Consider the following 15,258-nt stretch of genomic DNA (forward strand, 5'->3'; position numbering starts at 1 on the left):
TCGCTCCCCCTGCATTGTTTTAGGCGTTAAAGAAAGACTTAAGATCCTCAACACGATCAAGGCGTTCCCACGTAAAGTCTGGATCATCGCGGCCGAAGTGTCCGTGGGCTGCCGTTTTGGCGTAAATGGGGCGTTTGAGTTCCAAAGCATCAATGATGGCTCGCGGTCGTAGATCAAACACACTAGCAATTGCCTCAGAGATTTGCTCTGGATCAACCGTCTCTGTTCCGAAGGTTTCAACGTACACACCCACGGGGCGGGCCTGGCCAATGGCGTAGGCAATCTGAACTTCTGCGCGCCTTGCTAGGCCCGCAGCAACCACGTTTTTGGCTACCCAGCGCAGTGCGTAAGCTGCAGAGCGGTCAACCTTGGAGGGGTCTTTTCCGGAAAATGCTCCACCACCGTGGCGAGCGAATCCGCCGTAGGTGTCCACAATGATCTTGCGGCCGGTCAGGCCAGCATCGCCCACAGGGCCACCGATAATAAAGGGACCCGCGGGGTTCAGAATGTATTCCAGCCCTGCAACATCCAAGTTAGAAGTTGCCATCACGGGATCAATAACATGTTCGGCTAGGTCTGCTCGCAACTGGGCTAGCGAGGCGTCCTCGGCGTGCTGGCTAGAGATCACTGCCGTTTGAACACTTACCGGACGGTCGCCGTCGTAACCAACAGTGACCTGCGTTTTTCCGTCTGGGCGCAAGTACGCCAACTCGCCACTCTTGCGTACCTGGGTGAGGCGCTCAGACAAACGGTGCGCCAACCAGATGGGTGTTGGCATGTAACTGGGAGTCTCGTCGGAAGCGTAACCAAACATAATGCCTTGGTCCCCGGCACCTTGAAGATCGTACTCATCGACCATGCGGCCTTCGCGAGCTTCGACTGACCTGAAGACACCGTCAGCTATGTCGTTGGACTGCTGACCGATGGACACCGAAACCCCACAGCGGGCCCCGTCGAAGCCGTTGGCGGAGGAATCGTAACCAATACCCAAAATGGTTTGACGCACAATTTGGGGAATTTCAACGTATGCGTTGGTAGTAACTTCACCTGCAACGTGCACCAAACCCGTGGTGGCCATAGTTTCAACGGCTACGCGGGATTCGGGATCCTCCGCGAGCAAAGCGTCCAAAATCGCGTCACTAATCTGGTCACAGATTTTGTCCGGGTGGCCTTCGGTCACCGATTCGGACGTGAACTGGCGAAGTTTGGCGCTTGCATTGCTCTGCATAGGGGAAGTCACTTATCTACTCTACTAGCTGGCTACCGCGCACTCGGTTGAGCCGTAGTACAGCTCAACAATGCCGGGGGAACTCGGTTTCTATCGTGTTTTAGCGTGGAAGGGGTGCTGGTGTGGCACTTTCCAATTCGCGCCCCACTCGCGCGATGACCGCTTGGGCCACGTGTTCTTTGCTGCCTTGGACAGCGTCCGGAGCCGCTCCCCCTTGTGCCAGGATCAATACGGAATTCTCGTCTTGTCCAAACACCAAATTTGTACCTACCTGGTTGACCACCAGAAGTTCGCAGCCCTTGCGTTCTAGCTTGGCTTGGGCGTACTGAAGGACGTCAGCTTCGGCGTCGCCGGTTTCGGCAGCAAAACCCACAATCAGTCGCGGCCAGTGGCCATCACCACGCCGTTGAACAAGTTCTTGCAAAATATCCGGGTTCCGAACCAGCTCAATAGGAGCGTCTGGAGCATCCTGACGTTTTTTGATTTTACTCGCGGACACGTTCGCAGGCCGGAAATCTGCCACTGCTGCGGCCATAATGACAGCGTGAGCTTGTTCGCTTGCCTTCAGCGTGGCTTCACGAAGTTCCAAAGCTGTCTCAACAGTGCGGAGCTCTACGCGTTCGGGTGCCTGAACATCCATGTGCGCTGCAATGAAGGTCACCTGGGCGCCAGCGGCCAGTGCCGCCTTAGCAAGTGCCACGCCCTGTTTACCCGAAGACCGGTTACCCAAAAACCGCACGGGATCCAAAGGTTCACGGGTTCCACCCGCCGTGATCACTACGCGCTGGCCGGCTAGCTGGCCAGCCGAGGGCGCCGGAGTTGGCTGCTCTGCCCCGCGGTCACTGACCAGGGCCATTGCAGCGCCAAAAATCTCCTCAGGTTCCGGCAAACGTCCGGGACCGCTATCAGCGCCGGTCAAACGTCCGACGGCGGGATCAAGTACGTGAGCACCTCGCCTGCGGAGGGTGGCGACGTTCTCCACTGTGGCCGGGTGCTGCCACATTTCTGAGTGCATCGCCGGGGCGAAGAGCACGAGCCCAGACGCCATAAGCAAGGTGTTTGTGAGCAGGTCATTGGCTTGGCCGCTTGCGGCACGCGCCAGCAGGTCAGCCGTAGCCGGTGCCACGACTATCAAGTCAGCGTCGTGACCAAGACGGACATGCTGCACTTGGTCCACCGCGTCAAACACGGTGGTGCTCACTGGCTTTCCGGACAACGCTTCCCACGTGGCTATCCCTACAAACTTCAAGGAAGCTTCGGTAGGCACCACCGTGACGGAATGTCCAGACTCAGTGAAAAGTCGGAGGAGCGATGCCGCCTTGTAGGCAGCAATCCCTCCTCCGACTCCTAAAACTATTCGCACGCGCGGATCCGGAATTTACTCGGCGGATTCGATCGGGGCAGAAACCAGCAGGCCCTCGTTGATTTCACGGAAAGCAATGGAGAGCGGCTTTTCGTTCAAGTGGGTGTCTACGAGCGGGCCAACGTACTCGAAGAGGCCCTCGTGCAGCTGTGCGTAGTACGCGTTGATCTGACGTGCCCGCTTGGCACCAAAGATCACCAGACCGTACTTGGAATCGGCTGCTCCGAGGAGGGAGTCGATCGGCGGGTTGATGATGCCTTCATTGTTCGTGGACACGAATTCTCCAAAATCTGTTCTGACAATAAGTCCCGGCTTTAGCGCGGGTTAGGCGTAAGCCCCATTAGTGAAACAAGTTCGTCAGCTGCCCGGCGAACGTCGTCGTTAACGACGGTGTGGTCAAACTCCGGTTCGGCAGCAAGTTCCAGTTTAGCGGTTTCCAAGCGTCGTTGCTGTTCTTCTGGGGTTTCCGTGCCGCGTCCCACAAGTCGGCGGACCATTTCGTCCCAGCTGGGCGGGGACAAAAACACAAAACGAGCGTCCGGAACTGCTTTTTTGACCTGCCGCGCACCCTGCAAATCTATCTCCAAGAGAACGGCTTTGCCGGCTGCAACGGCGTCCTCAACACTGCTACGCAGCGTGCCATATCGGTTTTGGCCGTGGACAACTGCCCACTCAAGCATTTGACCATCAGCCACTAGCTGGTCAAACTCTTCGGCAGATTTGAAGAAGTAGTGAACTCCATCAATTTCGCCGGGCCGCGGTGCACGTGTGGTGGCAGAGACAGAAAGCCAAACCTGCGGGTAGTTATCTCGGATATACGTAGATACGGTGCCTTTGCCCACGGCGGTGGGGCCGGCGAGGACCGTTAGTCCCAGAGTCTCGCTCACATTTTCCTTAGGCTGCGCAGTTATTTGTGGTCAATAAAATTTACCAGTGCCTGACGCTGATGAATCCCAAGTCCTCTGATTCGCCGCGAGGCAGCAATGTTCAAGTCTTCCATAATTGCCGCTGCCCGAATTTTGCCAACGCCCGGAAGCGCTTCTAGAAGTTCATTCACCCGCATGCGCGCCAGGGCATGATCACTCTCTGCCGCAGTAATGAGCTCAGTGATCGACACTGAACCAGCTTTGAGTTGTTCCTTGACCCTGGCACGCGCCGCGCGCGCTTCGGCGGCCGTTTTTAGGGCTTCAAGCCGCTCCTCGGTGGTCAGTGCGCGAAGACTCACGTTATATCTCCCCCTGGGCTCATAAACAGGTGCCACAGCGGGCGGCGTGTGGACGTTTCCTGAACCTACCTGAACTCTTGGCCAGTGACCAGTGTCACAAAATAATAGTGCCACTTAAATAGCTTGGCCAGAACTACTGGGAGTAGTTCTGGCCAAGCTCAGTACCGTTTTAGGTTCGACGACGGCAAGAACGCATACGACAGGTTTAGGCCAGTGCGTCCCGGGTCCGTTCAACGGCCTGGCGAAGTCCGTTCACCGTGGGTCCAGCTGCCAAGATGTCTCGGCTTGAGGTCGCTAGAACCGCGCTGAAAGCAGAACCAAAACCGCTGCGCAGATCTGCAGCAGTTGCGCCCTGAGCGCCAAGCCCGGGGGCTAAGATGGGGCCGCGAACTGAGAGCAAATCGATTTCGAGTTCCTCGAGGAACTCCCCCACCGTTGCACCCACCACAAGGCCTACCGAACCAAGCCGGGCACCGTAGCGTTCATTCTCCGTGGCGGCGGCTTGAACAATCCGCCTTGCCACTGAATCGCGGCCACCCACGTGCTGAACCGCAGCGCCTTCTGGGTTCGAGGTCAGGGCCAGAACAAACACGCCTCGCCCCGTCTTTTCTGCCATGTCCAAGGCAGGGCGCAAAGACTCGAACCCTAAATAGGGGCTCACTGTGAGAGCGTCAGCGGCAAGTGGCGAACCATCACGAAGCCACGCATCAGCGTAGGCGGCCATGGTTGAACCAATATCTCCCCGCTTAGCGTCAGCAATGCTCAGCACCTCAGCTGCCGCCAAGTCCGCGAGGACTCTCTCAAGCACTGCCATACCTGCCGAACCGTGCCGCTCAAATAGCGCAACTTGGGGTTTGGCGGCAGCGGCAAGCCCGGCAAAGGCCTCCACAGCGGTTCGCGAGAAGCGCTCTAGCGAGGCGACGTCGTCGTTCAGCCCCCACGCCTCGAGGAGGCTTGGGTGCGGATCAATTCCCACGCACAACTGTCCGTGGGTCTCCATCGCCGTCGCCAAACGGGCTCCGAAGCTCAGTTGATCAGACACCGCTGGAAGCCTTCAACGCCGCTGCGTGCTCTTGCAAACTCGTCACCGACCATTCGTAGCTGCGTACGGCTTCGATGGCCTGAACTGCCGCGTTGAACTCGGCAACCGTGGTGATGCAGGGGATGCCGATCGAGGTTGCAGCTGCACGGAGTGCATAGCCATCGCTACGTGCTTCACCACCGGAAGGTGTGTTGAACACCATGTCGATTTCCCCAGCAATGATGAGGTCTTCGATGGTGCCTTCACCATCTGCGCTACTGCCTTCAGCAACCTTACGTACCGTCGATGCCTGAATACCGTTGCGGCGCAGAACATCCGCAGTGCCACCGGTGGAGACGATTTCGAAGCCGAGATCTGAGAGGCGCTTGACGCCCATAATCACAGCTCGCTTGTCCCGGTTCGCCACCGAGACAAATACCTTTCCTTCGGTGGGAAGGGCGTTGTTCGCAGCTGCCTGGCTCTTAGCGAACGCTGTATCAAAGTGCTTGTCGATACCCATCACTTCACCCGTGGAGCGCATTTCCGGGCCCAGAAGCGAGTCAACAACAGTGCCCTCCGGGGTACGGAAGCGGCTAAATGGCAGCACAGCTTCCTTGACTGCAACCGGTGCGTCCAACGGCAGCGTAGAACCATCGCCGGTTTCTGGGAGCATCTTGTATGCGGTGCGCAACTGGTGAATGGTCACACCGGTACCAATCAAGGCTGCTGCCTTTGCCATCTGCACTCCCGTTGCCTTGGAAACAAACGGAACGGTGCGCGAGGCGCGTGGGTTTGCTTCCAAAACGTAGAGCACATCCGAGGCAAGTGCGAACTGAATATTGATCAGACCGCGTACCCCGACACCCTCGGCGATGGCGCGGGTAGCAACCCGAACGCGCTCGATCACGTTGTTGCCCAAGGTGATAGGGGGCAACACACAAGCGGAGTCACCGGAGTGAATGCCGGCCTCTTCGATGTGCTCCATAATCCCGCCAAGGTACATGTCAGTACCGTCAAAGAGCGCGTCAACGTCAATCTCAACCGCGTCCTCAAGGAAGCGGTCAATGAGTACCGGGTGATCGGGGGTGATCTCAGTGGCGTTGGCAATGTAGCGCGAGAGGTTGGCCTCGTCGTAAACGATTTCCATGCCGCGTCCGCCCAAAACATAGGACGGGCGGACCAGAACCGGGTAGCCGATTTCGTCAGCGATCTTTTTGGAATCCTCAAAGGAAACTGCTGTGCCGTTTTTAGGTGAAACCAACCCGGCCTGGTCCAGAACACGTGAGAACGCACCGCGGTGCTCAGCCAAGTCGATGGCTTCAGGAGACGTGCCAAGGATCGGAACACCGGCATCGGCGAGTTGCTGCGCGAGCTTGAGCGGTGTCTGACCGCCGAGCTGAACGAACACACCCATCACACCACCGGTGCGCTCTTCCGCGGCGATGACCTCAAGGACGTCCTCAAGGGTCAGCGGCTCAAAGTACAAACGTGTGGAGACGTCGTAGTCAGTGGAGACAGTCTCAGGGTTGCAGTTGACCATCACAGTCTCGTAGCCAGCCTTGCGCAGGGCCATGGAAGCATGAACGCATGAGTAGTCAAACTCAATGCCCTGACCAATACGGTTAGGGCCAGAGCCCAGAATGATCACTGACGGCTTGGCGTGCAGCGCAACCTCGTCCTCCTCGTCGTAAGAGGAGTAGTGGTAGGGGGTGTACGCGGCAAACTCTGCGGCGCAAGTATCCACCGTTTTGTACACCGGACGGATACCCAATGCCTGACGAACACCCCGCACCACTGCCTCAGCGTTGTGCGTCAAAGCACCAATCTGCTCATCAGAGAAGCCGTGGCGCTTTGCCTTCTGAAGCATCTCGGCGTTGAGCGAGCCGGCCTGGCGGATCTCCACCGAGATCTCGTTAAGGAGCTGGAGCTGATCCAGGTACCAAGGATCAATCTTGGTGGCTGCGTAGAGGTCTTCCACGCTAGCTCCCCCAAGCAAGGCGCGCTGAACCTGTGAGAGGCGTTCCGTCGTCGGACGTTTTGCCTTTTCAATGAGTTCTGCAACTTCCCACTCCGGAACCGGCGTGAAGTCTAGCGACGCGCCCTTTTGCTCAAGGGAACGAAGAGCCTTTTGGAGCGCCTCAGTGAAGTTACGACCCATAGCCATAGCTTCACCCACCGATTTCATAGTGGTGGTCAAGGTGTCATCAGCGGCCGGGAACTTCTCAAACGCAAAGCGCGGAACCTTGACCACAACGTAGTCAAGGGTCGGCTCAAAGGAAGCCGGAGTTTTCTGCGTGATGTCGTTGGGAATCTCGTCCAAGGTGTAGCCGAGCGAAAGCTTGGTGGCGATCTTGGCGATGGCAAAACCGGTTGCTTTGGAGGCGAGGGCCGAAGAACGAGACACACGCGGGTTCATCTCAATCACCACAACGCGCCCAGTGCTCGGTTCAATGGCGAACTGGATGTTGCAGCCACCGGTATCCACACCAACCTCACGAATCACGGCAATAGCGATGTCACGCAGTCGCTGGTATTCGCGGTCCGTCAGGGTCAATGCTGGGGCAACAGTGATCGAGTCACCGGTGTGGACACCCACCGGGTCAAAGTTTTCGATCGAGCAGACAACCACCACGTTGTCGTTCTTGTCGCGCATCATTTCGAGTTCGTACTCTTTCCACCCGAGGATGCTCTCTTCAAGTAGAACCTCAGAAGTGGGGCTGTACTGCAGGCCCTGGCCCACAATTCGACGCAAGTCCTTCTCGTCGTACGCAAGGCCTGAGCCCAAACCGCCCATGGTGAATGAGGGGCGTACCACCATGGGGTAACCCAAATCCTCAGCCGCTTTGATGGCCTCGTCGATGGTGTGAATGATGTGGCTGCGAGCCGATTCGGCGCCACAACGCTCAACAACACCCTTGAACTTTTCGCGATCCTCACCGAGCTCAATCGCTGCAATGTTGGCACCGATGAGTTCAACGTTGTACTTGGCCAGTACACCGTTTTTGTCCAAAGCAATGGCGGTGTTCAGTGCCGTCTGTCCACCCAAGGTGGGCAATACGGCGTCGGGCCGTTCCTTGGCAATAATCTTCTCAACCACTTCGGGGGTGATCGGTTCCACGTATGTGGCATCGGCAAACTCGGGGTCCGTCATAATCGTGGCCGGGTTGGAGTTGACCAGAATAACTCGCAGCCCTTCCTCTTTGAGGACGCGCAGGGCCTGGGTGCCGGAATAGTCAAACTCTGCAGCTTGGCCAATAACAATGGGTCCGGAGCCAATAACAAGGACGCTTTTGAGATCTGTACGCTTGGGCATTACTTGGAGTCCTTCTGCTTGCTGGAAGCCATCAGATCGATGAAACGGTCAAAAAGGTAAGCGGCATCGTGCGGGCCGGCCGCGGCTTCGGGGTGATACTGAACTGAAAACGCCGGGATATCCAAGCAAGCAAGCCCTTCAACCACGTCGTCATTGAGGCTGACGTGGGAAACTTCAACCCGGCCGTAACGCGACTCTGGAGCCGTTGTGGCACCCTTCATCGGGGCATCTACGGCGAAGCCGTGGTTCTGCGAAGTGATCTCCACTTTGCCGGTCTTCCGGTCAAGAACGGGCTGGTTGATTCCACGGTGGCCGTACCGCAGTTTGTAAGTGCCGAATCCTAGAGCACGGCCTAAGATCTGGTTTCCAAAGCAAATACCGAAGTACGGAACTTTGGCGTCCAAGACAGAGCGGAGCAGGGAAACCTGCTGGTCTGCCGTGGCAGGATCGCCAGGGCCGTTTGACATAAAGAAGCCATCCGGGTTCACTGCCTGAACGTCTTCAAGTGTGGAGGTAGCAGGCAGAACATGTACCCGCACGCCACGCTCAGCAAAACGGACGGGCGTCATGGCTTTGATACCGAGGTCAATCGCAGCGATGGTGTAGGCGGGCTCGCCTTCCCAGCCGTAATCTGCGGGCTCTACGACGTAGGCCTCATCAACTGAAACTTCCTCGGCCAGCCGTGCACCTTCCATAGGTGCACTGGCCTTCACCTGCGCCAGCAGTTCAGCCTCAGAGGCTTGGGCAGCTGCACCAGAGAAGATGCCGGCGCGCATGCTTTTGTGTTCACGCAAGTGGCGGGTGATGGCACGAGTGTCTACGCTCTGGATGCCAACAATGCCCTGCTCCACCAGCTCTTCGTCAAGGGAACGCTCGGAGCGCCAGTTCGACGGGCGGCGTGCAGCGTCACGCACCACATAACCAGCCACCCAAATACGCCGAGATTCAGCGTCTTCTTTATTAACGCCCGTGTTTCCAATGTGCGGTGCCGTCTGGACAACGATCTGGCGCGCATAAGAAGGATCGGTGATGGTTTCTTGGTAACCCGTCATGCCGGTGGCAAAAACAGCCTCTCCCAGACTGGTCCCAACCGCGCCGTAACTGCGCCCCTTGAAAATTCGGCCGTCTTCGAGAACCAGCACCGCAGGGGTATCTGTTGCTGCTCGGGTGGAATCTGTAGTCACTGTTCCCTCTTGTTCACTGTGTGTTGCTTCAATTTCCACGGCTGACCTCATCTGAGTTCTCCGCGGGAAGAATATTGTTTGGAATCAAAGTGGCGATCGCGTCAAGGACTTGTTCGCGCTGTTGCACCACACGAACCCGGAAGCCCGTGTCCACTTCCTTGTCTCCGAGCCACCATGAAATCACCGTTAGCCCGTTATTAGCCACGAACTTTCCGGCCATCCCAGACTCGGTGCGGACTCCGGTGAGTTTGGTGCTGCTGATATAAATGGCCGAGGCACCGGCACGGTCAATCACGATCCCACCCGGGTACACGTGTAGTTCACCGAGGGTGCGAATACCCAGCGAATGAACGGCGATTCGGTCCAGCCAGTCCCCCGCACTGGTGGTGGCCACGTACTGACCAGCAACGCTCAATGATGCATCACCGAGGTGTTCTGGTAGGGGTTCCAAAGCTTGGACGTCGGACTGGCGTTTGAGGCGGTTCCGCCACCCCACACCGAGCAATGCGATAACTGCCAGGGCTACCAGCAGCATGACTATGCCGGGGATAATTTTGTCCACTAGTTCACCGAACTTTCGGCACCAGTAACACGGTACGGCGTGTTGAGTTTGCCGTTCAGCACGGTTGGATGGCCTCGGAAGAACGTTGCCTGAACCGCACCGGGAAGTTCCCGGCCTGCGAAAGGTGAGTTGCGGCCCATAGTGGCCATCTTATTAGGGTCTACGGTCCAGCGGGCAGCCGGGTCCACCAAAATGACGTTTGCCGGTTCGCCAACCTCAAGCGGTCGGCCCTGATCCGGGAGGCGTCCGATGGCTGCCGGGGCCGTGGACGTCACACGAGCGAAGTCCGCCCAACTCATCAAACCAGTTTCAATCATGGTGGCCTGGACTACCGAAAGCGCCGTTTCCAGACCAGTCATACCCATGGCTGCCTGGGCCCATTCACAGTCTTTGTGCTCGCTGGGGTGCGGGGCGTGGTCTGTCCCAATCACGTCAATGGTGCCGTCTGCCAGGGCCGCACGCAATGCGTGGACGTCTGTTTCGGTTCGCAGCGGCGGGTTCACTTTGTACACCGGGTTGTAGCTACGTACTAATTCATCGGTGAGTAGCAAGTGGTGCGGAGTGACTTCCGCTGTGACGTTGATGCCGCGCTGCTTGGCCCAGCGAATGATTTCTACCGAACCTGCTGTTGAAACGTGGCACACGTGCAATCGAGAATCAACGTGTTGGGCCAGCAGGACATCCCGAGCAATGATGGATTCTTCGGCGACGGCCGGCCAGCCGGTTAAGCCGAGTACCGAAGACACAATACCTTCGTTCATTTGCGCCCCAGCGGTTAGCCGAGGTTCTTGGGCGTGCTGGGCAATAACGCCGTCGAACGCTTTCACGTACTCCAGCGCCCGGCGCATCAGGACCGGATCGTGGACGCATATACCGTCGTCTGAAAACATCCGCACTTGAGCACGCGAATCGGCCATGGCACCAAGCTCGGCCAACTGCTCGCCGGCCAGTCCCACTGTGACAGCACCTACTGGACGAACGTCCACCCAACCGGCGGCGATGCCGAGGCTGTGAACCTGCTCAACAACACCCGCGGTGTCAGCAACAGGGTTGCTGTTGGCCATCGCGTGGACAGCCGTGTAACCGCCCAGCGCGGCTGCTTGAGTACCGGTCTCTACTGTCTCGGCGTCTTCGCGCCCTGGTTCACGCAAGTGAGTGTGAACATCCACCATGCCCGGAAGGGCTACCAGCCCGGCTGCGTCAATGACCGTGGCATTTTGCGCATCGGCATGGTTGGAGGCGTCATCGCCGATTGCTGCGATAACGCCACCGGAGATAAGTAGGTCAGCTGTGCGTTCGCCAAGAATCGAGGCGCCTTTGATCAAATAGCTCGTGGTCATTACTGGCTCGCTTTCGCTGAAGAAGATAGGGCGCTTGCGTCCGTCGTGTGCTGAAGACCGCCTGACATCAAGAGGTACAGGCTAGCCATCCGAACCGAAACGCCGTTGCGTACCTGGTCCAGGACTGTAGAACGCGGGGAATCTGCAGCGGCTGAAGAAATCTCCAGCCCGCGGTTCATGGGCCCCGGGTGCATGATGATGGTGTCTTTGAGACCGAGTGTGTCCAGTGCGTGCAAACGTGAATCGTCGAATCCCCAGCGCCGCGAATATTCACGGACCGATGGGAAGAATGAGGCATTCATTCGCTCGCCTTGAACCCGAAGCATCATCATCGCGTCGATACCACCTTCGATGACTGCGTCGAGGTCGTAGCTGACCGCGCACGGCCAAGATTCGACGCCGATAGGCAGGAGAGTGGGCGGGGCCACCAAGGTTACGTGCGCTCCGAGCGTGTGAAGTAGCCACACATTCGATCGGGCCACGCGTGAGTGCAAGACGTCCCCAGCGATAGCCACCCGCATACCGGCAAGGTCCGCGCCGATGGATGCTTTTCCGGAAAGCTTGCTCCAGTGCCTGCGCATGGTAAATGCGTCTAAGAGGGCTTGGGTTGGGTGCTCGTGTGTGCCGTCGCCAGCATTGATAACAGCGGCGTCAATCCAGTCAGTATTGGCGAGCCGTTGCGGCGCCCCGGATGCCCAGTGCCTAATCACTACGGCATCTGCGCCAATGGCGGCCAGAGTCTGCGCCGTGTCCTTGAGTGATTCGCCCTTGGAGACTGAGGAGCCCTTGGCTGAAAAATTGATAACGTCCGCTGAGAGTCGCTTGGCTGCAGCTTCGAAGGAGATTCGGGTCCGGGTTGAGTCCTCGAAAAAGAGGTTCACTACGGTTCGGCCTCGAAGTGCTGGAAGCTTTTTGACTTCCCGTTCGCCAACGTGAGCCATTTCTTCGGCGGTGTCCAAAATTCGAACAGCGTTTTCTAGGCTCAGGTCTTGAGTTGAGAGTAGGTGCTTCACAGGCTGCCCTCGATAACAACCTCGTTGTTGCTGGGACCATCGACTTCTTCGAGGTGGACCCGGACTTTTTCCTCACTTGAGGTGGGAAGGTTCTTACCTACGTGATCGGCGCGGATCGGTAGCTCCCGGTGACCACGGTCAACCAAAACAGCGAGGCGTACTGCCCGGGGGCGGCCAAGATCTACTAAGGCGTCTAGTGCTGCTCGGATGGTGCGTCCGGAATAGAGGACGTCATCTACGAGGACCACTACTTTGCCGTCAATTCCGCTTTGTGGAAGTTGAGTTGGCAATGGAGGCCGTGTTGGCTGCCGGGCAAGATCATCCCGGAACATGGTGACGTCCAATTGGCCGGTGATTGCTTCGGGATCAACACTAGGATCCGCCGCTGCAATTCTTGCGGCCAGACGCTGGGCTAGCGGATAACCACGGCGAGGGATACCCAACAGGACCAAGTCCTTAGGGCCCTTGTTAGCCTCGAGAATTTCATGGGCGATACGGGTGAGCGCTCGGTCAATATCCGCCTGGTTTAATACAACCCGTTGCGGATGCTGCCCTTCGTTGACATTTGTCACCGTTCGTTCTCCCCTTTCCCCGCCTCACAGGACGGAATTAAAAAAGGATGATTGCGGTTCCCAAACTATCACAATAGACACCTCGTATAGCTGTAGGAACTACTAGGCTGTGAGCCATGAGTATGCAGCAACCGTGGAACAACCCGGGTACTACACGGCTTCAACCCGTATGGACACAGCCCTTACCGGCGGCCGCCGAGAAGCCACTAAACGCTACCACTTTGATTCTTTCGATCGGTGGTGGTGTGCTTGCCTTTGCCAGCCTGGTCTTTGTTCTACCGTTTCTTCTGCGAAACACCGGGACCAGCGGCTTCTTCTATGGATTTCTAGCGTCACTAGTGCCGTTGGCCGTTGTTCTAGGGGCCGTGTATTTGATGGATCGTTGGGAGCCAGAACCCAAGCGGCTGCTAGTTTTTGCCCTGCTCTGGGGCGCCACAGTATCCATCGCCACCACCACTCTCATTCAGCCAACATTCATGGCCCTCTTTGGACCTCGTGGCGGTAGCAAAACCGAGTACCTCAACTTCCTAGCCACCGTTGAAGCGCCAGTGGTTGAAGAATTTTCAAAGTCTTTAGGTCTGCTCGTTCTAATCTTGGTGGCCCGTAAGTATTTTGACGGCCCGGTGGATGGTGTGGTTTTTGCGTTTACCATCGCGGCCGGCTTTGCCTTCACCGAGAACATCCTCTACTTCGGCCGCCAGTATGCCGAGTCAGCCACTGTTGGCCCAGACTTTTGGGTTTTGGTGTTTATGCGTGGCATTCTCTCGCCATTCGCCCATGCAATCTTCACTGGAACCACCGGCCTCTTAATGGGCCTAGCGGCACGCCAGTGGAATACCGCTTTGTCTGTAGCCGCCTTTGTGGTGGGTTTGATCCCCGCCATGTTCTTGCATAACCGCTGGAATAGCATGGGCGAAGACTTTCTTTGGCTCTACCTTGTGGTCCAGTTCCCCATCTTTGTGGCTGCCGTTGTGGGATTCATTCTTCTGCGAGTCCACGAATCAAAACTTACCCGTAAGCGCCTGAGCGAGTACGCCGCCGCGGGCTGGTTTACCCCGCAAGAAGTTCAAATGTTGGCCACGGGAGCCGGTCGCAAGGCAGCCCGCCGTTGGTCCCAAAGTGTGGGACGTTACGAGCCCATGAAGGCCTTTATTCGAGCCGCGACTTCCCTCGCGTTCACCCGCCAGCGTATGTACAGCGGGCGGAGTATCAACGACCACCAGCGTGATGAGCAGCGGCTCTTGGAGCAGATCACGGTGCTGCGCGCCGCCGTCGTGAATTAGTTCCAGACCGAATTAGTTCCTCTACGAATTGGTGAGTGAGCACTAGCGCTTAACTAAAAAGTGGCGGACCCTGAGGTCCGCCACTTTTTAGTTACTGATGACTTAGTTGTCTAAGCGAGCAAACTCGGTTTGAGCTGCTGCAAACGGCCCAAAAGGCCATTGATAAACGCAGGAGATTCATCGGTGGAGAGCGTTTTGGCCAAGGCCACTGCTTCGCTAACGGCCACGTTGTCCGGCACGTCATCGTTGTACAGAAGTTCCCAGGTGCCAATCCGCAAAAGGATCCTGTCCACGTTCGGCATACGCTCGAGGGTCCAGCCCTGCGCGTACGTGGTCAAGAACTCATCAATCGTTTCCTGCATGGAAACTACGCCTTCTACGATTTCCATCGTGTAAGGGTTAATGATCTGATCCGTCTTCTCACGACGGTCACGCATTACGTCAAACGCCGAAACCGAACGCTGCTCGGCTTCGAAGAGTACATCCAACGCCCGGTTACGGGCTTTACTGCGGGCACTCACTATTCGCTGACTCGTCCCAGGTAAGAACCGTCACGGGTGTCAACCTTTACGCGTGTACCCTGCTCAACAAACAAGGGGACCTGGATTTCGTAGCCGGTCTCCACCGTTGCCGGCTTGGTGCCTGCCGAGGAGCGGTCGCCCTGAAGGCCCGGCTCGGTGTAGGTGATTTCCAAGGTAACGCTGGCAGGAAGTTCCAAGTACAAGGGAGCCCCGTCGTGCATAGCGATCACAACGCTCTGGTTCTCGAGCATAAAGTTAGCTGCGTCGCCAACAGTCTCCGCCGTAACGGTGAGCTGGTCGTAGTCCTGAACGTCCATAAAAACGTAGTCAGCACCATCCTGGTACAGGTAGGTGTAGTCACGGCGGTCAACAGTTGCGGTCTCGATCTTGGCGCCAGCGTTGAACGTTTTGTCAACCACCTTGCCGGAGAGCACATTGCGCATCTTGGTGCGGACAAAAGCGCCACCCTTGCCAGGCTTAACGTGCTGGAATTCAATGACGTTCCAGAGATTCCCCTCAAGCTTGAGGACTGTACCGTTCTTGATGTCGTTGGTGCTTGCCACTGTGTCTCTCTCTGTTGACCGGCTGCTCAGTCGGGCGGACCCAGAGCCCGAGCGCCCGTGTTTATCAAAA

The 15,258-nt window shown here is 57.3% G+C and carries 15 protein-coding genes; 1 reads left to right on the top strand and 14 read right to left on the bottom strand.

Annotation, left to right across the window (positions count from 1 at the left end; all coding sequences use genetic code 11):
- Positions 1 to 19: 19 nt before the first annotated feature.
- From metK to pyrR, 12 genes are all read right to left on the bottom strand, one after another.
- Positions 20 to 1,228 carry a methionine adenosyltransferase gene (metK, locus tag ACQR35_RS04035; protein ID WP_430269481.1) on the bottom strand — a complete coding sequence of 403 codons (1,209 nt, stop codon included), beginning with the start codon at positions 1,226 to 1,228 and terminating at the stop codon, positions 20 to 22.
- Between the two features lie 100 nt (positions 1,229 to 1,328).
- The gene (gene coaBC, locus ACQR35_RS04040) at positions 1,329 to 2,591 is read right to left on the bottom strand and encodes a bifunctional phosphopantothenoylcysteine decarboxylase/phosphopantothenate--cysteine ligase CoaBC (protein WP_430269287.1); all 1,263 of its coding nucleotides are present in this window, start codon (positions 2,589 to 2,591) and stop codon (positions 1,329 to 1,331) included.
- Positions 2,592 to 2,606: 15 nt separating this feature from the next.
- A complete protein-coding gene (gene rpoZ / locus ACQR35_RS04045; protein WP_430267204.1) occupies positions 2,607 to 2,867 on the bottom strand; it encodes a DNA-directed RNA polymerase subunit omega in 261 nt (86 codons plus the stop codon).
- A 38-nt stretch (positions 2,868 to 2,905) separates the two neighbouring features.
- Positions 2,906 to 3,478, bottom strand: coding sequence for a guanylate kinase (gene gmk / locus ACQR35_RS04050; RefSeq protein ID WP_430269288.1), 573 nt, complete (start codon positions 3,476 to 3,478; stop codon positions 2,906 to 2,908).
- Positions 3,479 to 3,498: 20 nt separating this feature from the next.
- The gene (gene mihF, locus ACQR35_RS04055; RefSeq protein ID WP_430269289.1) at positions 3,499 to 3,816 is read right to left on the bottom strand and encodes an integration host factor, actinobacterial type; all 318 of its coding nucleotides are present in this window, start codon (positions 3,814 to 3,816) and stop codon (positions 3,499 to 3,501) included.
- Between the two features lie 205 nt (positions 3,817 to 4,021).
- Positions 4,022 to 4,858: an orotidine-5'-phosphate decarboxylase gene (gene pyrF / locus ACQR35_RS04060; RefSeq protein WP_430269290.1), complete on the bottom strand. Its 837-nt coding sequence runs from the start codon at positions 4,856 to 4,858 to the stop codon at positions 4,022 to 4,024.
- Positions 4,851 to 8,150 (bottom strand): carbamoyl-phosphate synthase large subunit, encoded by a 3,300-nt coding sequence (gene carB, locus ACQR35_RS04065; RefSeq protein ID WP_430269291.1) that lies wholly within the window; start codon positions 8,148 to 8,150, stop codon positions 4,851 to 4,853. The genes pyrF and carB overlap by 8 nt, the downstream gene beginning before the upstream one ends.
- A complete protein-coding gene (gene carA, locus ACQR35_RS04070; protein ID WP_430269292.1) occupies positions 8,150 to 9,385 on the bottom strand; it encodes a glutamine-hydrolyzing carbamoyl-phosphate synthase small subunit in 1,236 nt (411 codons plus the stop codon). The genes carB and carA overlap by 1 nt, the downstream gene beginning before the upstream one ends.
- Positions 9,363 to 9,896, bottom strand: coding sequence for a hypothetical protein (locus ACQR35_RS04075; protein ID WP_430269293.1), 534 nt, complete (start codon positions 9,894 to 9,896; stop codon positions 9,363 to 9,365). The genes carA and ACQR35_RS04075 overlap by 23 nt, the downstream gene beginning before the upstream one ends.
- Complete coding sequence (locus ACQR35_RS04080) at positions 9,896 to 11,236, bottom strand: dihydroorotase (protein ID WP_430269294.1); 1,341 nt, start codon at positions 11,234 to 11,236, stop codon at positions 9,896 to 9,898. Before ACQR35_RS04080 ends, ACQR35_RS04075 begins: the two co-directional genes overlap by 1 nt.
- Positions 11,236 to 12,249 (bottom strand): aspartate carbamoyltransferase catalytic subunit, encoded by a 1,014-nt coding sequence (locus ACQR35_RS04085; RefSeq protein ID WP_430269295.1) that lies wholly within the window; start codon positions 12,247 to 12,249, stop codon positions 11,236 to 11,238. Before ACQR35_RS04085 ends, ACQR35_RS04080 begins: the two co-directional genes overlap by 1 nt.
- Positions 12,246 to 12,821, bottom strand: a complete 576-nt coding sequence (gene pyrR, locus ACQR35_RS04090) for a bifunctional pyr operon transcriptional regulator/uracil phosphoribosyltransferase PyrR (protein WP_430269296.1) — start codon at positions 12,819 to 12,821, stop codon at positions 12,246 to 12,248. Before pyrR ends, ACQR35_RS04085 begins: the two co-directional genes overlap by 4 nt.
- Before the next feature lie 122 nt (positions 12,822 to 12,943).
- On the opposite strand from pyrR, the gene ACQR35_RS04095 reads away from it, so the two are divergent.
- Complete coding sequence (locus tag ACQR35_RS04095) at positions 12,944 to 14,104, top strand: PrsW family intramembrane metalloprotease (RefSeq protein WP_430269482.1); 1,161 nt, start codon at positions 12,944 to 12,946, stop codon at positions 14,102 to 14,104.
- A gap of 110 nt (positions 14,105 to 14,214) precedes the next feature.
- On the opposite strand, the gene nusB is transcribed toward ACQR35_RS04095, so the two are convergent.
- Positions 14,215 to 14,625: a transcription antitermination factor NusB gene (gene nusB / locus ACQR35_RS04100; RefSeq protein ID WP_430269297.1), complete on the bottom strand. Its 411-nt coding sequence runs from the start codon at positions 14,623 to 14,625 to the stop codon at positions 14,215 to 14,217.
- Positions 14,625 to 15,188, bottom strand: a complete 564-nt coding sequence (gene efp / locus ACQR35_RS04105; protein ID WP_430269298.1) for an elongation factor P — start codon at positions 15,186 to 15,188, stop codon at positions 14,625 to 14,627. Before efp ends, nusB begins: the two co-directional genes overlap by 1 nt.
- Positions 15,189 to 15,258: the final 70 nt, after the last annotated feature.

Origin of the sequence: Pseudarthrobacter sp. J1738 (genome assembly GCF_050490315.1) — a bacterium.
GTDB lineage: Bacteria > Actinomycetota > Actinomycetes > Actinomycetales > Micrococcaceae > JBNPEO01.